Origin of the sequence: Micromonospora sp. NRRL B-16802 (assembly GCF_001279555.1) — a bacterium.
Lineage (GTDB): Bacteria > Actinomycetota > Actinomycetes > Mycobacteriales > Micromonosporaceae > Micromonospora > Micromonospora profundi.
On sequence record NZ_LGEB01000075.1, the window covers coordinates 36,854 to 57,083 of the forward strand.

The 20,230-nt window shown below is 71.2% G+C and carries 18 protein-coding genes; 6 read left to right on the forward strand and 12 right to left on the reverse strand.

All coding sequences use genetic code 11. The features are described 5' to 3' along the window. Positions 1-15: 15 nt before the first annotated feature. Together lipB and ADK66_RS20875 are read right to left on the reverse strand one after the other, a co-directional pair. Positions 16-657, reverse strand: a complete 642-nt coding sequence (gene lipB, locus ADK66_RS20870) for a lipoyl(octanoyl) transferase LipB (protein WP_053657891.1) — start codon at positions 655-657, stop codon at positions 16-18. 60 nt (positions 658-717) lie between these two features. Continuing rightward, positions 718-2,544, reverse strand: coding sequence for a hypothetical protein (locus ADK66_RS20875; RefSeq protein WP_053657893.1), 1,827 nt, complete (start codon positions 2,542-2,544; stop codon positions 718-720). 235 nt (positions 2,545-2,779) lie between these two features. Between ADK66_RS20875 and ADK66_RS20880 the strand changes: the two genes are divergently transcribed. Continuing rightward, positions 2,780-4,039 carry a PHB depolymerase family esterase gene (locus ADK66_RS20880; RefSeq protein ID WP_053657896.1) on the forward strand — a complete coding sequence of 420 codons (1,260 nt, stop codon included), beginning with the start codon at positions 2,780-2,782 and terminating at the stop codon, positions 4,037-4,039. Between the two features lie 81 nt (positions 4,040-4,120). On the opposite strand, the gene ADK66_RS20885 is transcribed toward ADK66_RS20880, so the two are convergent. The 3 genes from ADK66_RS20885 to ADK66_RS20895 form a co-directional block, all read right to left on the reverse strand. Next, the gene (locus ADK66_RS20885; RefSeq protein ID WP_053657898.1) at positions 4,121-5,020 is read right to left on the reverse strand and encodes a TIGR01777 family oxidoreductase; all 900 of its coding nucleotides are present in this window, start codon (positions 5,018-5,020) and stop codon (positions 4,121-4,123) included. A 117-nt stretch (positions 5,021-5,137) separates the two neighbouring features. Beyond that, positions 5,138-5,434 carry a hypothetical protein gene (locus ADK66_RS20890; RefSeq protein ID WP_053657900.1) on the reverse strand — a complete coding sequence of 99 codons (297 nt, stop codon included), beginning with the start codon at positions 5,432-5,434 and terminating at the stop codon, positions 5,138-5,140. Then, a complete protein-coding gene (locus ADK66_RS20895; protein WP_053657901.1) occupies positions 5,431-6,210 on the reverse strand; it encodes a glucose 1-dehydrogenase in 780 nt (259 codons plus the stop codon). Before ADK66_RS20895 ends, ADK66_RS20890 begins: the two co-directional genes overlap by 4 nt. Positions 6,211-6,354: 144 nt before the next feature. Here ADK66_RS20895 and ADK66_RS20900 point away from each other — a divergent pair, with 144 nt between their 5' ends. Continuing rightward, positions 6,355-7,035: a TetR/AcrR family transcriptional regulator gene (locus ADK66_RS20900; RefSeq protein WP_053657903.1), complete on the forward strand. Its 681-nt coding sequence runs from the start codon at positions 6,355-6,357 to the stop codon at positions 7,033-7,035. Between the two features lie 84 nt (positions 7,036-7,119). Here ADK66_RS20900 and ADK66_RS20905 read toward each other — a convergent pair whose 3' ends face one another. Beyond that, the gene (locus tag ADK66_RS20905; RefSeq protein WP_053657905.1) at positions 7,120-8,118 is read right to left on the reverse strand and encodes an aldo/keto reductase; all 999 of its coding nucleotides are present in this window, start codon (positions 8,116-8,118) and stop codon (positions 7,120-7,122) included. Between the two features lie 54 nt (positions 8,119-8,172). Here ADK66_RS20905 and ADK66_RS20910 point away from each other — a divergent pair, with 54 nt between their 5' ends. After that, positions 8,173-8,643, forward strand: a complete 471-nt coding sequence (locus ADK66_RS20910) for a MerR family transcriptional regulator (protein ID WP_231640115.1) — start codon at positions 8,173-8,175, stop codon at positions 8,641-8,643. Here ADK66_RS20910 and ADK66_RS20915 read toward each other — a convergent pair. Together ADK66_RS20915 and ADK66_RS20920 are read right to left on the reverse strand one after the other, a co-directional pair. Then, on the reverse strand, positions 8,574-9,497 hold the full coding sequence (locus ADK66_RS20915) for an LLM class flavin-dependent oxidoreductase (protein ID WP_053657907.1): 924 nt from the start codon (positions 9,495-9,497) through the stop codon (positions 8,574-8,576). The genes ADK66_RS20910 and ADK66_RS20915 overlap by 70 nt on opposite strands. Before the next feature lie 64 nt (positions 9,498-9,561). After that, entirely contained in the window at positions 9,562-10,896 is a 1,335-nt protein-coding gene (locus ADK66_RS20920; protein WP_053657909.1) for a low temperature requirement protein A, read from the reverse strand. A gap of 224 nt (positions 10,897-11,120) precedes the next feature. On the opposite strand from ADK66_RS20920, the gene ADK66_RS20925 reads away from it, so the two are divergent. Further along, the gene (locus ADK66_RS20925; protein ID WP_053657911.1) at positions 11,121-12,056 is read left to right on the forward strand and encodes an SDR family NAD(P)-dependent oxidoreductase; all 936 of its coding nucleotides are present in this window, start codon (positions 11,121-11,123) and stop codon (positions 12,054-12,056) included. A gap of 122 nt (positions 12,057-12,178) precedes the next feature. Here ADK66_RS20925 and sucB read toward each other — a convergent pair whose 3' ends face one another. After that, entirely contained in the window at positions 12,179-14,014 is a 1,836-nt protein-coding gene (gene sucB, locus ADK66_RS20930) for a 2-oxoglutarate dehydrogenase, E2 component, dihydrolipoamide succinyltransferase (protein WP_053657913.1), read from the reverse strand. A 66-nt stretch (positions 14,015-14,080) separates the two neighbouring features. After that, positions 14,081-15,472, reverse strand: coding sequence for a dihydrolipoyl dehydrogenase (gene lpdA / locus ADK66_RS20935; RefSeq protein WP_053657915.1), 1,392 nt, complete (start codon positions 15,470-15,472; stop codon positions 14,081-14,083). 179 nt (positions 15,473-15,651) lie between these two features. Between lpdA and ADK66_RS20940 the strand changes: the two genes are divergently transcribed. Beyond that, on the forward strand, positions 15,652-15,984 hold the full coding sequence (locus ADK66_RS20940; protein WP_053657917.1) for a hypothetical protein: 333 nt from the start codon (positions 15,652-15,654) through the stop codon (positions 15,982-15,984). 52 nt (positions 15,985-16,036) lie between these two features. Here the strand turns inward: ADK66_RS20940 and ADK66_RS20945 are convergent, their stop codons facing one another. Then, on the reverse strand, positions 16,037-17,611 hold the full coding sequence (locus tag ADK66_RS20945; RefSeq protein WP_053657919.1) for a leucyl aminopeptidase: 1,575 nt from the start codon (positions 17,609-17,611) through the stop codon (positions 16,037-16,039). A gap of 162 nt (positions 17,612-17,773) precedes the next feature. Here ADK66_RS20945 and gcvT point away from each other — a divergent pair, with 162 nt between their 5' ends. After that, a complete protein-coding gene (gene gcvT / locus ADK66_RS20950; RefSeq protein WP_053657921.1) occupies positions 17,774-18,904 on the forward strand; it encodes a glycine cleavage system aminomethyltransferase GcvT in 1,131 nt (376 codons plus the stop codon). Positions 18,905-18,934: 30 nt separating this feature from the next. On the opposite strand, the gene ADK66_RS20955 is transcribed toward gcvT, so the two are convergent. Beyond that, positions 18,935-20,227 (reverse strand): hypothetical protein, encoded by a 1,293-nt coding sequence (locus tag ADK66_RS20955; RefSeq protein ID WP_053657924.1) that lies wholly within the window; start codon positions 20,225-20,227, stop codon positions 18,935-18,937. Positions 20,228-20,230: the final 3 nt, after the last annotated feature.

The following is a 20,230-nucleotide window of genomic DNA, read 5'->3' on the forward strand; positions in this document are numbered from 1 at the left end:
CGCCGGGGCCGCCGCTCAGACCTCGACGAGGGTGGAGAGCCGGCGCTCGACCACAGGCAGCACGTCGGCGACGGTGATCGGGCGGCCCAGCTCGGCGGTGAGCGAGGTGACGCCCGCGTCCCGGATACCGCAGGGCACGATCCGGTCGAAGTACGTCAGGTCGCAGTCACAGTTGATCGAGAAGCCGTGCAGGGTGACGCCCCGGGCCACGCGGATGCCGATGGCTGCCACCTTGCGGGCCGGCCCCCTGTCGTCCTCGGGCACCCAGACGCCGCTGCGCCCCTCGACCCGGCCGGCGGCAAGCCCGAACTCGGCGCACACGTCGATGAGCAGTTGCTCGGTACGGCGCACGTAGGCGACCACGTCGACAGGGTCGGGCAGCCGCAGGATCGGGTAGCCGACGAGCTGCCCCGGCCCGTGCCAGGTGATCTTGCCGCCGCGATCCACGTCGACGACCGGCGTGCCGTCCATCGGACGGTCCCACGGCTCGGTGCGCTTTCCCGCTGTGTAGACGCTCGGGTGCTCCAGCAGCAGCACTGTGTCGCCGCGCTCGCCAGCCACCACCGACTCGTGCAGGCGACGCTGCTCGTCCCAGGCGGCCAGGTAGTCCAACAGGCCGGCGCGGACGGCCGTCAGGCCGGAGGTCGTCGTTGTCACGCCCTCAGCGTAGTCCCGTGACCGGCGATGATCGCTGGTGAGCCGACTCACCCCGCACTGTCAGGCGGGCGGGATGCGCCAGACCCAGACGTCGTCGACCCGTTGTGGTTCGCCGAACAGCTCGGTGGCGGTACGCCGCACCGCCTCCTCGTCGACCTCGAACTTCGCGCCGTGCACCGCGTCCGGCAGGATCACCGCCTCGATCTGCCAGTGCCGCAGGTCGGCAGCCACGTCCCGCCTCGTGCCGTCGGTGATGATCGGCACCAGTCCGGTGCGGCCGGCCTGGTCCATCAACGCGCTCAGCGGTCGGGGAACCGGGCCGATCCGGCCCCGCCCGTCCGGGCCGCCCGGGCCGAGGAAGAACCCGCCCGGGATGGAGAACTCGCCCTGCCGGTGCGACAGCGCGTACGCCTGCCAGCGCTGCCCGTCCGGATAGATGTCCACGGCCAGCGGCACCGGCGTCAGCACCCCACCCGGGGAGACGTACTCCTTCCAGGTGCCGGAGGTGATGAACTGCGGGATCGGCTCCCGCTCACGGGTCAGCAGCGGCGTGGGCACCAGCGGCAGGAGGGCCACCACGAAGCCGACCGTCCAGGCCAGCTCCGCCGAGCGGTGCCGGGGAGGCGCGGCGCGCAGTTGGTCGAGGGTGTACGCCAGCAGCACCCCGATCACCGGCGCGACCACCAGCGCGAGGCGGGCGGGCAGCGCGGCGTTCACCACCGGCAGTTGGCCGAGCAGGTCGAACGGCATCGGCAGCTCGGTTCGCCGTCCGTCGATCTTCGCGACCGGCCCGAACGAGAGCACCGTGAAGATCACCGCGAGGATGCCAAGCGCCCAGAGGACGGCCCGTCGGCCGGGGTCGGCCCGCCGCCACAGCGCCACGAAGCAGACCACGGTGAGCACCAGCAGGGGTACGCCGAAGAAGGAGTTCTCCTCTGTCGGGTTCGGTGCCAGCGAGGTTCCCAGACCGACCTCGCCGGCCAGCGAGCGGCGGGGGAAGGCGGCGAACGCCGCGATGTCCTCGGAATGGATCACCGGGTCGAAGCCGGTCCCATGGAAGCGTTGCGGCCCGGCGAAGTGCAACCACAGGGGGTACGACAGCAGCGCCCCGGCCACCACAGCGGTCACCCCGAGCCCGCGCAGGAAGTTGGGAAGCACGGCGCGTGCCTCGGCCCGGTGGGCCGGGTGCAGCGCCCAGACGGCGACGAACACCCCGAGCGCCAGCGCGGTGAAGAAGAGCCCCTCGGCGGCGATCGAGAAGGCCACCGCCACCAGCACGCCGAGGATCGCCCCGTCGCGGAGCCAGTGCCCCGGCCGGCGCAGGGCGAACAGCCGCCAGATCAGCAGCGGCACCAGCCAGCCCGCGGTCCAGTTGAGGTGGGCGTTGGCGTGCGACACCATGCCGGGGGAGTAGGCGATGAACAGGGCGCCGACCGCGGCGGCCAGCCGGCTGCGCACCAGGTGCCGGGAGAACAGCCAGTACCAGGCCAGCGCGGTGGCCAGCAGGTTCAGGGTGAGGATCACCAGGAACGTGGCCGGTGGCCCGATCAGATACGTGAGCGGTGCGAACACCACCGCGTACACGGTGATCGAGGTGTTGACCGCGAGGTTCACGCCGTCCGGCACGTTGATCAGGTTCGTGAAGAGCGGGTTGTCCCCGTGGGTGACAGCGTGCCCGCCGAAGGCCAGCAGCCACTCGAAGAGCGCCTGGTCGCTGGAGTTGACGGTGATGGCGCGCCCGTTCGGGTCCCGCCACAGGCCACTTGTCACCCAGACGGCGAGCACGAGTGCCACCAGCACGACGGTCAGGTCCGCCCGGCGGTCCCGGACGGCGTGCGGCGGTGACGCGGGGGCGGGCCCGGTGGCCAGCGACGGGGAGGACGGCACGCAGCGGACGTTACCAACCGGACCTGGACGGGCCGGTCATACATGCAAGGAGGGGACCCCTGTTATCGCCTGAGGTAGAGGAGGGGGCCCTTCCTAACACGTCGACGGCGCGGCGTACACAGCGGCCGTCGTGAATGTGTGCGCGCAACCCATGTCATCGCGGCGACACATCGTCGTAACGTTCCGGCAATTCGACGGTGACCCAGTTCACAGTCTGCCCTTCCAGGAGGCCGCCGTGCGCCGCTCCTCGTCCACCCTCACCCGGCTGATCGGCGCGGTCGCCGGGCTCGTGCTCGCCGCAGCGGGCGCGGTCGCCATCGCCGCACCCGCCCAGGCGGCGACCCTCACCCAGGTCGCCAGCTTCGGCTCCAACCCCGGCAACCTCAGCATGTACGCCTACCGGCCGGACAACCTGCCGGCCAACGCCCCGGCCGTGGTGCTCCTGCACGGGTGCGTCCAGAACGCCTCCGGCTACTTCGCCAACTCCGGCTGGCAGAAGTACGCAGACCAGTGGAAGTTCGCACTGATCGTGGCGGAGCAGAAGTCCGGCAACAACGCCAACGCCTGCTTCAACTTCTTCGAGGCGGGGGACACCGCCCGGGGTCAGGGCGAGGCGCTGTCCATCAAGCAGATGGTCGACCACGCCAAGACCAACTTCGGGGTGAACCCCTCCCGCGTCTACGTCAGCGGCCTCTCCGCCGGTGGGGCGATGAGCGCGGTCATGCTCGCCACCTACCCGGACGTCTTCGCCGCCGGGTCGATCATCGCCGGCATCCCGTACCGCTGCGCCACAAGCATGGTCAACGCGTTCAGCTGCATGAACCCGGGCGCGGACAAGACCCCCGCCGCGTGGGGCGACCTGGTCCGTGGCGCGTACGCCGGCTACACCGGCCCGCGCCCCCGGGTGGCCATCTGGCACGGCACCTCGGACACCACAGTCACCCCCCTCAACGGCACCGAGTCCCGCGACCAGTGGACGAACGTGCGAGGTGTCTCGCAGACCCCGACCAGCACCTCGTCGCTGCCCGCGAACACCAGCCTTGAGGTGTACGGCAACGACGACGTACGGCTCTACCGGATCTCCGGAATGGGCCACGGCACGCCTGTCGACCCCGGCTCCGGGGCTGACCAGTGCGGCACGGCGGCCGCCTACTTCCTGGACACCATCTGCTCGACGTACCGTGACGCGCTCTTCTTCGGCCTGAACAGCGGCGGCACCACCCCGACCCCGACCGCCACGCCCACGGCCAGCCCCACCCCGACCGCCAGCCCCACGCCGACCGCGAGCCCCACCCGGACCCCGACCCCGTCCCCGACGGCGGCGCCGACCTGCGTGACGGCGAGCAACTATGCGCACGTGGTGGCCGGTCGGGCGCACCAGTCCGGCGGCTACGCCTACGCGAACGGCTCGAACCAACGGATGGGCCTCTACAACACCTTCTACACCAGCACCCTGAAGCAGACCGCCGCCAACTACTGGGTCATCGGCTGCTGACGTCTGAAGCTGACCCCCGTCGATCATGACGTTCCCGCCGCATCCCCGCCGGGGGAGGGCAGGCGTCACGATCGGCGGGGGTTACGCCGTGAGGGCGGCGTGCAGGGCGCCGGGGAGATCGGGGTGGCGGTACTGGTAGCCGGCCCGGGTCAGGACGCCCGGCAGGACGCGGGTGCTGGTGAGGGCCTCGTGGGAGAAGCCGCCGAGCGCCACCTTGAGCGCCAGCGCGGGGATCGGGATGATCGCCGGCCGGTGCAGTTGGCGGGCCAACTCCCGTGTGAACTCGGCGTTTGTCACAGGGTTCGGCCCCACCACGTTCACCGGCCCGGCGATCTCGTCGTGGGTCAGCAGGAAGACTGTCGCGTCCAGCCAGTCGACCATGGAGATCCACGGCAGCCACTGCCGGCCGCTGCCCAGCCGACCGGCGATGCCCAGCCGGAACGGCAGCAACTGTGGCTTGAGCAGCCCACCGTCGCGGTGCAGTGGCAGGCCGGTCCGCAGCCGCACCACGCGTACCCCGGCGTCCTCGGCCGGCCGGGTCGCGGCCTCCCACACCCGGCAGACGTCGGCGAGGAAGCCCTCGCCGGCCGGCGCGTCCTCCTCGACCACCCGGTCGCCGGTGTTGCCGTACCAGCCGACGGCGGACGAGTTGAGCAGCGCCCGGGGACGGTCGGCGGCGGGTAGCCCGGCGATCGTTGTCGCCAATGTGCCGCTGGTGTCGACCCGGCTCGTGCGGATGAGCCGGCGGTAGTCGTCGTTCCAGCGCTTGTCACCGACACCCGCGCCGGCCAGGTTGACCACCGCGTCCACCTCGGCGACAACGGCCGGGTCGAGCTGCCCGGCGGTCGGATCCCACCGCCGTTCCTGCGGATCGCGTGCCTTCCGGCGCACCAGCCGGGTGATCTGGTGCCCGTCGGCCGAGAGCCGGTCGGCCAACCGGGTGCCGAGAAAGCCGGACGCGCCGGCCAGAAGGATCCGCATACCCCCATCTTTGCCCAGAACCCCGCCGGTGAATGCGTCGGGCGGCCGACGTCCCCGGTTACGGAGCGCGCCCGGCGAAGCGGCACGCTTTCAGTGTGATCTGTCGAGGGTCCGCGATCACGGCCGATGGAGGAAGCTGATGCGCATCAGCCGGCTGTCGGCCCAATCTTCGAGCCGAGTCGGTCGGATGGTGCCGGGGTCGTGGGGCTGATTGAGATCCGCGACGATCTCCGCCAGTACGGCCTGACGTTCCGCTGGGGCGGTGACCGGTCCCAGCGTCGTGATGTCGATGATCCGTTCGCTGGTGCCCGCGGCGGGTGTGATCTCGATGGCTCGTCGAATGTGATCGGGCAGGTGCGATAAAGACGCGTCCCGTGTGGGGTCGTTCCATCCGGTCGCGCCCGGACTGCTCATGCGGTCTCGGTCTGAAGGGCGGGGCCAAGGAGGAGTCCACCGTCGATGACGTATTCCGAACCCGTGATGAACGAGGCGTCTGATGACGTGAGGAACAGGAGAAGCCGGGTGACGTCGGTCGGTTCTCCAAGCCGGGGGATGGCGAACGGCTCGGGTGAGTAGAAGTCGGCGATTGCCGTGGTGGCACCGGCTGCTGGTTCGTGGATGAAGGGGGTCGCGATCACGCCGGGGTGGATGGTGTTCACACGGATGTGGTCGCGGCCGAGCTCGAGCGCCGCCGTTCGTGTGAGACCACGCACCGCCCACTTGCTGGCGACGTACGGCGCGTAGTACGCCGTGCCGCCCAGGGCCATCGTCGAGGCGATGTTGACGATGGCTCCCCCTGCTGCGCGGCGCAGAGCCGGGGCGACGGCCTTGATGCCGAGGAAGGTCCCTGTGAGGTTGATGTCGAGGATGCGCGACCACGTGGCCTGGTCCGTGTCCTCGATCGGCGCCGGTGGGTTCTGGACGCCCGCATTGTTGACGAGCACGTTCAGGGCGCCGAAGGCGCTCTCGGCGGCTAGTACGGCGGCGGACCACGAGCTTTCGTCGCTGACGTCGAGGCGGGTGAAGCGAGCACGGGTCCCGAGTTCGTCGGCGAGAGCGGCGCCGCGTTCGGTGTCGATGTCGGCGATCACCACGTTCGCTCCCTCCGCGTGAAAGGCGCGTACGTGGCTGGAGCCCTGGCCGCCGGTCCCACCGGTCACGAGCACGGTCTGGTTGTCGAAGCGGAGCATCAGATGTTCCTTCGGTATGTGGGCGGCTGACCGGGATCATCAGTGATGAACGGCGGCCGATGGTGAGTCGCTCGACTCACCACTGGCCTGACACTAGGCCGACGGCAGTGGTGAGTCAAGCCACTCACCTCGTATGCTTTGCCCATGGGCAGGGTCGTGACGACGTATCACCAGCGCGTCGCCCAGGAGAAGCGCGCGCTGATCGTGGCGGCCGCGACCGCGCTGTTCCTTGAGTTGGGCTACGACCGGACGTCGCTGGCGCAGATCGCAGAGCGCTCGGGCGTTTCGCGGGCCACCTTGTTCAAGCAGTTTCCGAGCAAGGCCGCACTGTTCGACGCCATCGTCACCGAGTCCTGGTCAACAGCTGACGAAGAGGATCCGCCTCCGGCGGGCAACCTCGTCGACGGACTCCGCGCCATCGGTCGCCGCTACGCCGAGCTGTTGAGCCAGCCCCAGATGACCGACCTGTTCCGAATCGTCATCGCCGAGCTGCCGCGTTTCCCCGAGCTGGCCCACGCGCAGTTCTCGCAGGGGAAGATGCCCTACTTCGAGTCCGTACGCGGCTACCTCCTCGCCGAGCACGAAGCAGGAACGGCGCGGGTCGAAGATGTTGAACTCGCAGCCACCCAGTTCCTGGGCATGATCTCCAACTACGTCTTCTGGCCGACACTCCTGGTGCCGGGCTGGGGGGTGAGCGCCGAACGCGTCACCCAGGTGGTCGACGAGGCCGTCCGCACCATCGCCGCCCGATATGCCGTGACTGGACCAGAGACGTCCAGCACCTGCACGGGAACGCCCGGGTCGCCCCGGACGTCGAGCAGGTGACCGGCCGCCCCGGGCGCACGTTCCGGCAGTGGGCCGCTGAGCACGCGGACGACTTCCGCCGACGGCGCCCGGGGCGTGGATCGGTCAGGCCGCGTGGGCCGGGCGTAGGTCTGCCAGCAACCGCTCCACCTCGGCGTACGCCTCGGGGCCCAGCGGGCCGAGCTCCAGGGTGGTCAGGTTCTCCTCCGCCTGGGCCACAGTGCGCAGGCCGGGGATCGGCACGGTACGCGGGCTGCGCGCCAGCAGCCAGCCCAGCGCGCCCTGTGCGAGGGTTCGCCCGTCGGCGGTGAGCGCCGCCCGGACCTGCTCGACACGTGCCGCCCAGCGGGGCGTCGGCCGGCCGTCGGTGAACCACTGCAACCACTCCGGTGCCCGGCCGCGTACGTCGTCCGCGCCGAGGGCCCGGATCGAGCCCGTGAGTAGCCCCATCGCCAGCGGCCCCCGGTTGAGGCTTGCCAGGTCGTAGTTGTCGCAGACCGCCAGCACCGCCGCGTTGTCGCTCAGCACCGACTCGTCGTGCTGGATGGCGACGCAGTGCGGGCCGGCCGCCGCGAACGCCTCCGCCGAAGCCGGGTTGTCGGTGCTCCAGCCGTACCCCCGGATCTTGCCCTTGTCGACAAGCGCCTCCAGGGTGTCGACCAGGTCGAGCGCGGCGGGCACCGGCAGATCGTTGAGGTGCAGTTGGTAGAGGTCCACGTGGTCGGTGCCGAGCCGACGCAGCGAATCCTCCAGGCTGCGCACGGCGAACGCCGGACTGGCGTCGGTACCGAGCGCCCGCCGGGTGGTCTCGTCGCTGACGTTGCCGAACTTGGTGGCGATCACCGCGTCGTCGCGTCGGCCGGCCAGGGCCCGGCCGAGGATCCGCTCGCTGTGCCCGGCGCCGTAGTTGCTGGCCGTGTCGAACAGCGTCACCCCCAGCTCCAGCGCCCGGTGGATGGTGTGGATCGACTCGTCGTCGTCCACCTCGCCCCACCCGAACGGCTGCCCGTCGTCACCCCAGAGCGGGCCGCCGATCGCCCAGCAGCCCATCCCGATCGCACTCACCTCGATGCCGCTGCGTCCCAGCGTCCGTGTCGTCGTCATGCGCCAAGCCTCCAACCTGGAGTGCACTCCAGGTCAAGGGCTAACATCTCGGCCATGACCGGTCACGCGCCTGCGGAGGCCGCCCGTTACGCGCCCGCGGAGGCCGCCCGGCGTAGCGGCTTCAGCCTGGACACGCTGCGGTACTACGAGAAGATCGGCCTGCTCGCCGACGTGGGTCGTACGGCGGGCGGGCGTCGGGTCTTCACCGACGACGACCTGAGCTGGCTCGTGCTGTTGCGCTGCCTGCGCGACACCGGGATGCCGATCGCCCAGATGTGCCGCTACGCGTCCCTGGCCCGCGAGGGCGAGCACACCACCGACGAGCGGCGTGAGCTGCTGCAACAGCACGCCACGCAGGTCCAGGAGCAGATGCGTCTGCTCCAACGCCAGTACGACCACCTTAGGGAGAAGATCCGCTTCTACGAGCGGCTCCCCGGTGACGAGGCGCGTGACGATCAGGCGATTGCCGCCAGCCGGGGCAGCAGCGGGGTCAGCGGATCGAGCGCGTCGGCGCGTACGACGTAGCGGGTGACGCCCCAGCGCCGTCGGTGCGCCGCCACCGCCGCGACGATCTCGTCCGGGCTGCCGATCAGCACGAACGGCGTGGCCAGCAGCTCGTCGACGGTCAGGCCGGTCTCCCCGGCGATCTGCTCCGCGGCGGCCTGAGCACCGTCGCCCACCGCCACGTGCTGCACAAGCGCCTCCAACACCGGCGGGTAGTCCCGTCCGGCCGCGCCGGCCGCGACCGCTGCCAGTTGCGCGTCGAGCTGCGCGGCACGCCAGCGCACCTCGTGGTTGTGGCCGTCGGCGAGGGTACGGCCGAAGCCGGTCAGCCCCACCACGTCGGCGTGCGCGCCGGCCCAGCGCAGCAGCTCAGTGTTCGCTGTGCCGACTGTCAGCGGGATCCGGGACTCCACCGGGTCGGGCCGATCCAGCCGTGCGGCACGCATCACGAGGTCGGCCGAGTCGACGGTGACCTCGTCGCCGGCCAGCAGCGCGCGTACCGCCTCGGTCACCGCGATGCAGCGACGTACCCGGCCGGCGACGTCGGGGCGCTCCCGGCCGACGGCACGCCACTCGGAGGGGGTGTGGCCGGCGCCGATGCCGAGCCGGGCACGCCCGTCGGAGACCAGGTCGAGGGTGGCCACGTCGGTGGCGAGCAGGACCGGCTCGCGTACGCCGGCGTTGGAGACGTACGAGCCGAGCCCGAGGGTCGAGGTGACCGACGCGGCGGCGGCCAGCGCGACGAACGGCGCGGGCACCCCGCCCGGGTGGTCGCCGACGAGCAGCGCGTCGTAGCCGGCGGACTCGGCCCGCCGAGCCAGTTCGCACCAGCTGGCGGCGTCGGACGGGCTCGCCTGGACCGAAAAGGTGATCACACGCCTCAGCGTGCCTGGCACGGGACGGAGACGGCCAGCGATTCTGCCAAGGGGAGAAGGCTGCTCAGGGGGCGGGGTTCTCCGGCTCGTGCTTGTCGTGCCAGCGGGCCCGCCAGGCGGCCTCGCTGGCCTCGTGAGTGGTCCGTTCCTCGAAGACGACGGCCCGCAGCGCGCGCCGGGAACCCGACAGCACCAGCACCTCGACGGCCACCAGGCCGACGCAGATCGCTGTGGCGAGGGCGAGCGCGCCCAGCGCCGGCAGGAGGTGGCCGAGCGGCAGGGCCACCGCCAGTGCCACGATCACGCCGACGCGGGTCCAGGTGACTGTGTGCAGGGTGCGGATCTGGAACAGCATGTTGACGGCGAAATAGCAGATCAACCCGCCGAACAGCATCGGTACGGCAGGTCCGTGCATCCGTTGGGCGGACCCGCCGGCCGGGTCGGTGACCTGGTGCAGGATCTCCTCGCTGCCGATGGAGAAGAGGATGATCCCAGCGATCATCGGCAGGTAGAGGTACGCGTAGGCGTCCCGGGCCATCGCCACCCGCGGGCTGCCCTCGGCGGCGTGCAGGGCGATCCGGGCCGCCGGGCCGATGAAGTCGAAGTGCGCCCACCACAGGGTGGCGGTGAGCACGATGCCGAGCGTGGCCGCCGCCACCGCCGGCCAGGTGACCTGTTGGCCGAGCAGGTTGCCGCCGACGCCGACGGAGATCACCGACTCGCCCAGCGCGATGATCAGGATGAGGTCGTAGCGCTCGGTCCAGTGCTCGGCGCTTGTCACCCCCCAGCCCCAGGTGCCGACGATGAAGCCGGTGGCGTACTGGACAAGCACCACGGCGATCCACAACCCGTCCCGGACCATCGCGGCCGTGTCGGTGTCGGCGATCTGTGGCGGGATCAGCGCGGCGGCCAGCAGCAGCACGATGCTCGCCACCAACTCCGGGGCGAAGCGGCGTAGCTGCCGGCGCTCCTGCGGGCTGTCCCGCACCACATGCTGGTACAGGATCATGTGTACGCCCCGGACCACGACGTAGCTGACGGCCACCAGCATGGGGCCGGCGGCACCTCCCCTCGGGTCGCTGAACGCCTGCGGCAGCCCCAGCGCGAACGAGAACAGGGCGGCCATGGCGATCACCATGAGCACCGGTACGTAGCCTTCGCCGAGCCGGACCCGGGTGGCGACGAGGCTGTGCACGACCCAGCACCACCAGAGCACGGCGAGCACCAGACCGGCGTGCAGCAGTTGCCGGCCGGAGATGTTCGCGGCGGTGGCCCGCGTGATGATGAAGAACGAGAAGACGAACACCAGATCGAAGAAGACCTCGAACCTGTCCACGCGGGCACCGGGGGCGATCGGGACAGCGGGGCCCAGGTGCCCACGCCGCCGGAAGCCGCCCACGGTCTCACTCTGGCAGCGTATTGCCTGGTCGGAGGTCGAACGGGCCAGCCTGCGCCTGGTGCCGCAGCCATCCGGGGCAGCGGCGTCGCCGGCTCCGCGCGTGCCGGCGCCCGAGGTGACGGCGTCGGGCGTTACCTCCGTCCCGGGGCGGGAAAACCCCTCGACCGTGCCTCCGGCAGTCGTTCGCGGTCGTAGCGGCCGCCCCACCCGGACAAGGATGGACAATGACGACGAACAACCCGATCAGCACCCCGTTCACCAATGAGTCCACAGCGATGGACGTGATTCAGGGCGTGGACCTCGGCGGACGGCGGGCGATCGTCACCGGCGGTTCGTCGGGCATCGGTGTGGAGACCGCCCGTGCCCTGGCCGGCGCCGGCGCCCAGGTCACCCTTGCCGTGCGCAACACCGACGCCGGTCAACGCGCCGCCGACGACATCACCGCCACCACAGGCAACGACCAGGTCCTGGTCGCTCCGCTCGACCTCGCCGACCAGGCGTCGATCGCCGACTTCGTGGCCAACTGGGACGGCCCGCTGAACATCCTCGTCGACAACGCCGGCATCATGGCCGCGCCCCTGAGCCGGACCCCGCAGGGCTGGGAGATGCAGTTCGCCACCAACCACCTGGGGCACTTCGCGCTCGCCGCAGGGCTGCGCAACGCCCTCGCCGCCGCCGACGGGGCCCGGATCGTGTCGGTCAGCTCCGCCGCCCACCTGCGCTCACCTGTGGTCTTCGACGACATCCAGTTCGACAGTCGGGAGTACGAGCCGTGGCAGGCGTACGGGCAGTCGAAGACGGCGAACGTGCTCTTCGCGGTGGAGGCGAGCCGCCGCTGGGCCGACGACGGAATCCTTGCCAACTCGCTCACGCCCGGCGCGATCAAGACCAACCTGCAACGGTACGTCAGCGAGGAGGAGCTGAACCGGATGCGCGCGGGCAACGCGGCGGCCTGGAAGACAGTCGAACAGGGTGCCGCCACGTCGGTGCTGGTAGCGGCCTCGCCGCTGCTCGACGGAGTGGGCGGGCGCTACTTCGAGGACTGCCAGGAGGCCGGCCCTGCCCAGCCCGGCGAGCGGCGTGGCGTCGCCGGGTACGCGCTGGACCCGGAGGCCGCCGAACGGCTCTGGCAGGTCTCGACCGACCTGCTCAAGAGCTGACGCCCAGACAGCGGGCTGAGGCACGGCCGGCGGGCTGAGGCACGACCGGCGGGCTGCGGCCCGCTCACACGAAAGGGCGCCCCGGTCGACGACCGGGGCGCCCTTCGGCGTTGGTGCGAGGGTCAGGCCAGACCCAGCTCCGACTCGAAGTTGCCGGCCTCCAGCCGCTCCTTGACAGCGGTCAGGAAGCGGGCCGCGTCGGCGCCGTCGATCAGCCGGTGGTCGTAGGACATGGCCAGGTAGACCATCGACCGGACCGCGATGACCTCGCCCAGGTCCGGGTCGTTGACCACTACCGGACGCTTCACCACGGCACCCGTGCCCAGCATCGCCGACTGCGGCGACGGCACGATCGGGGTGTCAAAGAGCGCGCCCCGGCTGCCCGTGTTGGTGAGCGTGAAGGTCGCACCGGCGATCTCGTCCGGGCTGATCTTGTTGGTGCGGGTCCGCTCGGCCAGGTCGGCGACGCGCTTGGCGATGCCGCCCAGGTTGAGGTCACCCGCGTTGTGGATGACCGGCGTCAACAGCCCACGCTCGGTGTCCACGGCGATGCCGAGGTGCTCCGCCTCCGGGTAGGTGATCGTCCCGCCTTCGAGATCCATCCGGGCGTTGACGATCGGGTACGTCTGCAGCGCCTCGATGGCCGCCAGCGCGAAGAACGGCAGGAAGGACAGCTTCACGCCGTGCCGCTGCTGGAACGAGTCCTTCGCCTGGGCGCGCAGCTTCGCGACCCGGGTGACGTCCACCTCGACCACAGTGGTGAGCTGCGCCATCTCGTGCAGCGACTCGTGCAGCCGGGTGGCGATGGCCTTGCGGATGCGGGGCAGCTTCTCGGTGGTGCCCCGCTTGCCGCTCGGCTGCGGCTTCGCGGCCGGCTTGGCCGGTGCCGCCGACGACGCGGCGGCCGGCTGCGCGGCGGCGGGAGCGGCCTTGGCCTTCTCCGCCGCGTCGAGGACGTCCTGCTTGCGGATCCGGCCACCAACGCCGGTGCCGCTGAGCGAGGACAGGTCGACGCCGTGCTCACTTGCCAGCTTGCGTACCAGCGGGGTGACGTAACCCGCGACCTCCTCGCCGTCGCCCTGCGCCGGGCGCTGCGGGGCGCTCGTCGGGGCGGACGGCTGCGCGGCCTGCTCGGTCTTCGCGGGCTGCGCCGACGACTCCGTCTCCGCGGCCGGCTCGTTGTAGGACGTGCCCGGGGTCGGCTCGTCGACCTTCGGCTCCGGCTTCGGCTCGGCCTTCGGCGTGGGCTTGGCCTCCGCCTTCGGCTCGGGCTTCGACTCGGGCTCGGCCTGGGCGGGAGCACCGCCGGCGGCACCGATGACAGCGAGCTCCGCGCCGACGTCGGCGGTCTCGTCCTCGGCGACCTTGATCTCCAGCACGGTGCCGGCGACCGGGGACGGGATCTCCGTGTCCACCTTGTCGGTGGAGACCTCCAGCAGCGGCTCGTCCACCTCCACGGTGTCGCCGACCTGCTTGAGCCAGCGGGTGACCGTACCCTCGGTGACGCTCTCGCCCAGGGCCGGCATCTTCACCGCGGTGCCCTCGCCCGACGGCGCGGCGGCCGGAGCCGGCGCCTCGTCCTGGGCCGGCGCCTCGTCCTGTGCCACCTGGTCGGCGGTGCCCTCGGCGGCAGCGGTCGGCTCGGTGGCCGGCTCCACAGCCTCGGCCGGAGCCTCCTGCTGCTCCTGCGGGGCGGCCTCGCCGCCACCCGTCGACTCGCCCTCACCGGCGATGACGGCCAGTTCGCTGCCAACCTCGGCGGTCTCGTCCTCACCGACCACGATCCGGCTCAGCACGCCCGCCGCGGGCGACGGGATCTCGGTGTCGACCTTGTCGGTCGAGACCTCGAGCAGGGGCTCGTCGACCTCGACGGTGTCGCCCTCCTGCTTGAGCCAGCGCGTGACGGTGCCCTCGGTGACGCTCTCGCCGAGCCGGGGCATGGTGACCGATACCGGCATGTTCTCCAGACTCCTTCATTCCCCTAGGGGATCTTCGCCCGTCGCCGGACGCCGCGGTTTGGGTGATCAGGCGTGCGCGTGCAGCGGCTTGCCGGCGAGGGCCAGGTGCGCCTCGCCCAGGGCCTCGTTCTGGGTCGGGTGGGCGTGCACGAGCTGGGCGACCTCCGCCGGGTACGCCTCCCAGTTGTAGATGAGCTGCGCCTCGCCGACCAGCTCACCCACCCGGGCGCCGACCATGTGCACGCCGACCACCGGGCCGTCCTCCACCCGGACCAGCTTCACGAAGCCTGTGGTCTTGAGGATCTGGCTCTTGCCGTTGCCGCCCAGGTTGTAGTTGTAGGCCTTGACCTTGTCGGCGCCGTACTGCTCCTTGGCCTTCGCCTCGGTCAGGCCCACCGATGCCAGCTCCGGGTCGGAGTAGGTGACCCGCGGGATGCCCACCTCGTCGATGACCGCCGGGTTCTGCCCGGCGATCTCCTCTGCGACGAAGATGCCCTGCTGGAAGCCGCGGTGCGCGAGCTGAAGGCCCGGCACGATGTCGCCGACCGCGTAGACGTTCGGCACGCTCGTGCGCAGCCGCTCGTCGGTAAGCACGTAGCCGCGGTCCATCTTCACGCCCTGCTCCTCGTACCCGAGGTTGGCGGTGTTCGGGCCGCGACCGACGGCGACCAGCAGCAGCTCGGCCTCGACGGTCTCGCCGCCCTGAATGGTCAGCTTGACGCCGTTCTCGGTCTTCTCGACCTTCTCGAACGGCTTGCCGACCTTGAAGTTGATCTTCCGCTTGCGGAACGCCCGCTCCAGCGCCTTGGACGACTCCTCGTCCTCGGCGGCGACCAGCCGGGGCAGCGCCTCGACGATCGTCACGTCCACGCCGAAGGACTTCCACACGCTCGCGAACTCGACGCCGATCACGCCGCCACCCAGCACGATCACCGACGACGGCACCCGGTCCAGGGTGAGCGCGTGGTCGCTGGTGATGATCCGCTCGCCGTCGACCTCCAGGCCGGGAAGGCTCTTGGCGTACGAGCCGGAGGCCAGCACGACATTGCGGCCGGTGTAGCGCTTGCCGTCGACCTCGACGACGTTCTTGCCGACCAGCTTGCCGGCGCCCGCGACGAAGGTGATGTCCTTCGAGCCGCTCACCAGGCCCTGCAGGCCCTTGTAAAGCCGGGAGATCACGCCGTCCTTGTACGCGTTGACCCCCGCCATGTCGATGCCGACCAGTTCGGCCTTCACACCGAACTGCTCCGACTCGCGGGTCTGGTCGGCGATCTCGGCCGCGTGCAGCAGCGCCTTGGTCGGGATGCAACCGTTGTGCAGGCAGGTGCCGCCGAGCTTGCCCTTCTCGACCAGCGCGACCTTAAGGCCCAGCTGGACGGCGCGCAGGGCGGTGGCGTAACCGCCGCTACCACCTCCGAGGATGACGATGTCGAAGGTTGCGTCGTTCGGCTCGCTCACGTCCAACTCCCAGGTCGCGTCGCTGCTTCGGGGGTCACAGAGGGGTAACACGGACACACCCCACCTCGGTCATCTTGTCACCATGCGGCACAGGGCGCGTAGTGAGGTGCCCAACGACACGTCATCGACACGTACCCTTGGCACCGTTGTCGACGACGGAGCATTGGGGGAGATGTTCGGTGGGGTTGTTCCGACGTCGTAAGAAGCCGCGTGTGTCGAGCCTCGACCGCGCGGCCGACAGCGGCGACCTGGCCCATCTCGAAGCCTTCATCCGCAGCCGGCGAGGCGTCGAAGCGTTCATCGAACCTCGGACGACGGTCACCGAGACCACTGTCATCCTGATCGCCGACGACGGGGAGTGGACCCGCCGTCGCATCGACGGCCCGGACGGGGCGCGGCGCTTCGCGTACCGGATGGGGATTCCGGTGTACGACGTGCGGCTGATGGGCTACCCGCAGCGGATGCGCGACTTCAACGAACGCCGCAAGCGCCGACCCGACCAGCAGATGTAAGGAAGGGCCCCCTGTTAACGCCAGGCGTTAACAGGGGGCCCTTCCTTACATCTCAGCCGTTGGCCGCGACGTCCTCGACCAGCTGAACCAGGGTGCGGACCGGCACACCAGTGCCGCCCTTGGTCCAGTAGCCGGTCGGCTCACCCGAGTGGTAGCCCGGCCCGGCGATGTCGATGTGCGCCCAGGCCACGCCGTCGGCCACGAACTCCCGCAGGAACACGCCGCCCTGCAGCATGTGCCCGGCGCGGTCCATCCCCGCGTTGACCTGCGAGATGTCCGCGACGTCGGACTCCATGCCCTTGCGGACGTCGTCCGGCAGCGGCATCGGCCACGCCGGCTCGCCGACCGCGTCGCCCACCGTCCGGACCCGCTCGCACAGCTCCGGGGTACCCATCACGCCGGCCATCCGCTTGCCCAGCGCGATCACCTGGCCGCCGGTCAGCGTGGACGTCTCGAACAGGTAGTCCGTGCCGTCCTCGCACGCGCGGGCGATGGCGTCACCCAGCACCATCCGGCCTTCGGCGTCGGTGTTGAGCACCTCCACCTTCTTGCCGTTGTACATGCTGATCACGTCACCCGGCCGGTAGCTGCTGCCCGACGGCATGTTCTCCGCCATCGGCAGGTAGGCGCTGACCGCCACCGCCGGCTTCAGCGCGGCGATCGCCAGCATGGCGGCACCCACCGCGGCGGCGCCCGCCATGTCGGACTTCATCTCCCACATGCCCTGCGCCGGCTTGATCGAGATGCCACCGGTGTCGAAGGTGATGCCCTTGCCGACCAGCGCGACACGCTTGCCGTTGCCGCCGCCCTGCGGGGTGTAGGTGAGCTTCACCAGCCGCGGGGGAGCCTCCGAACCCTGCCCGACCGCCACGATGCCGCCGTACCCGCCAGCGGCGAGCGCCGCCTCGTCGAGCACCTCGACGTCGAGCCCCGCCTCCCGGGCGGCACCGGCCACCGCGTCGGCGAACGACGGGGGACGCAACTCGTTGGGGGCGGTGTTCACCCAGTCCCGGCTGAGCCGGACCGCGCCGGCCACCGCCTGCGCCCGGGTGATCTCCGCCTCGGCGCCCGCGTCAGCGGCGTCCGGCACGGCGATGAGCACCTCGGCCACCGGCTCCCGCCGGGTCGGCTGCGGCCGGGTCTTGTAACCGGCGAACCGGTACCCGCCGAGCAACGCCCCCTCGGCGACAGCGCGCAGCGCAGCCGGCGCGTCCGCGTCGTCCGGCAGCGGCATGGCGAGCGCCACCTTCGCGGCACCGGCCACGGCCCGGATCGCCGAGCCGGCCGCGCGGCGCAGCGCCTCCGGCGCCGGTGCGGCGCCCGACGGCTCCGGACCCAGCCCGACGGCGGCGACCAGCGGGGCGGTGACAGTGCCCAGCGTCGCCAGCTTGATCACCTCCCCGGGGGCGCCGGTCGCGCCGAGCAGCGCCAACGTCGCGGTCAGCTTGCCGTCGAAAGCGGCGGCGATGCTCTCCGCGCCGCTGGCGAGCAGCAGGGTGCCGGCGAGGCCGCTGGTGGCGCCCTGCTCTCCGGTCTGGCTGTGCACGCCGATCACGATCGCGTCGACGGCGAGCTCCGCCGGGTCGGTGTCGACCAGGCTCAGGGTGGTCGTACGGGGGGATGTCACTGAAGCTACTCCGGGCGGGCCGGGCCGGTCGCGGCGTCGCGTACCGGCGGTGAAGGTCTCCGACGGAACCTACCCGCCGGACATCGGGGCTGTCCCGTCGATGCCGCCGACGGGGTCCCGCCGATGCTAACCAGCGGTGTTGCCCCCGGTAAGTTGCCACCCATGACCGACGTGACCTCCGACGCCGCCGCGACCCGGCTGCGCCGATCCCCGCTGCACGAGCGGCACACCGCCGCCGGCGCCAAGTTCGCCCCCTTCGGGGGCTGGGAAATGCCACTGGAGTACGCCGGTGGCGGGGTGCTCAAGGAGCACACGGCGGTGCGTACCGCGGTGGGGGTCTTCGACGTGTCGCACCTGGGGAAGGCCCGGGTGACAGGCCCCGGCGCGGCCGAGTTCGTCAACGCCTGCCTCAGCAACGACCTCGGCCGGATCGGGCCGGGCCGGGCGCAGTACACGCTCTGCTGCGACGACGCCACCGGCGGCGTGGTGGACGACATCATCGCCTACCTGTACGCCGACGACCACGTCTTCCTCATCCCGAACGCCGCGAACACCGCCGAGGTGGTGCGCCGGTTGCGCGCCGCCGCGCCTGCTCAGGTCACCGTCACCGACGAGCACGAGGCGTACGCGGTGCTTGCCGTGCAGGGCCCCCGCTCGGGCGAGCTGCTGGCAGCCCTCGGCCTGCCCACCGAGCACGGCTACATGAGCTTCTCCGCCGCCACACTTGCCGACGTGGAACTGACCGTCTGTCGCACCGGCTACACGGGCGAGCTGGGCTACGAGCTGGTGGTGCCGGCGGACGACGCCGTGACCGTCTGGGACGCGCTGTTCGCCGCCGGTGCGGCCTTCGACCTGCGTGCCTGCGGACTTGCCGCTCGGGACACGCTGCGCACCGAGATGGGCTACCCACTGCACGGGCAGGACCTGTCGCTGGACATCACCCCGGTACAGGCACGCTCAGGCTGGGCGGTGGGCTGGGACAAGCCGGCGTTCTGGGGTCGCGACGCGCTGCTCGCCGAGAAGGCCGCCGGCCCCCGGCGTACGCTGCGCGGCCTGGTGGCGGTCGACAGGGCCATCCCGCGCCCCGGGATGACCCTGCACGTCGGTGACGAGCAGGTGGGCGAGGTAACCAGCGGCACCTTCAGCCCGACGCGGAAGCAGGGCATCGCGCTGGCCCTGCTGGACACCGACGCGAACCTCGCCGAAGGCGACGTGATCGAGATCAACATCCGCAACCGCCGCGCCCCGGTAACGATCACCAAGCCGCCCTTCGTGAACCCCTCAGTGAGGTAACCCCCGCCCCCGCAAGCCCCGCACATGGGGTTAGGGGGTTTTGGGGGGCTCGCCGGAGTCCAGCACCGCCTGGGTCCAGCCGCCTTCGATCACGCCTGTCGCGTTCAGGACTGCCCAGTCGACTACGTCGGTCGCCTCGATCACCACTGGGGCTCCGATCTTGACTGCCGGGTCCGTGGCGGCGTCGCCGGCGCTCACGCCGACTATCCGCTCCGGCGTCTCCCACGAGGTGACGCCGGCCCAGACGTACTCCGGTCCGTCGTCGCCGGGCAGCCCGTACTTGACCACGAGCTGCGACTCCGGCGGCAACTGCCCGGCGACGTACCGGGCGCGGGCATCACCCAACGCCGCCCGGGCGGTGGCGACCGCCCGGCTCATCGCGTCGCCGGAGCGGGCGTACCGCACGTCCGGCTGGATCCCGGCGAACAGCGTCGCGCAGGCGGCGGCGTAGTAACGCCCGTCGGGACCGGGATGCCCGGCCGGCGGGCGCAGGCTCAGGAACGAGTCGGCCTCCGGGTCGGTCGCCGGATCCAGCTCCAGGCGCAGCAGCACCGGCGCGGTAGCGCCGTGCTGCTCCGGATTGCCGTACGCCACGGCGATGTCGTGCCCGGTCACCGTCGCCAGCACCGGGAGCTGTACGAACGCGGGCACCTCCGCGCCGGACAGGCCGTCGGTCCAGTCCCGAAGCAGCCGCCGGGCAGCCCCGGTCAGCACCGCACCCCAGGCGCGGGTGAGATGGTCGGGCACGCCCTGGGTCTGCAACTCCAGCAGCCCGAAACGGCGCAGCCCTTTCGTGGTGAACCAGAGCCCCTCGGTGTCCGAGGAGTACGGCACCAGCACCCAGTCGACGAGCCGGATCCGGCCGTGCTCGTCGGGGAGCGAGCGCAGCGCGGTCGCCGGGTCGAGGAACTGGAGGCCGAAGACGTCCACCACGTCGCTGTCGACGGATTCCGCAACGGCAGCCGCGACCGCCCGCGCCGCCCACTCGTGCGCCGGTGGCCAGCCCGGCCGGTATTCGGCCTGCACCACCACCAGATGTGTCGCCGCGGCCAGTCGGGCGAGCTGCGCCTCGGTGGCGCCGAACGCGGTGAGCAGATCGGGCGGCAGCTCGGGGAACTCGGTGATCGGCCGGGTGTCCACGCTCATCAGCGGGCTGTCCAGCATCTGCCGGGCGAGGCCGTGCACCGGCTCGGCCAGCCGTCCGGTCAGCGCGGCGACCGCGGTCTTTGCGCTGACCTTCGGCAGCCCTGTCATCGGCACCAGATAGGTCGCGCTGAGCGACTCCGGTACCGGTACGGGCAGGAAGTCGTCAGTGATGAGCATGTT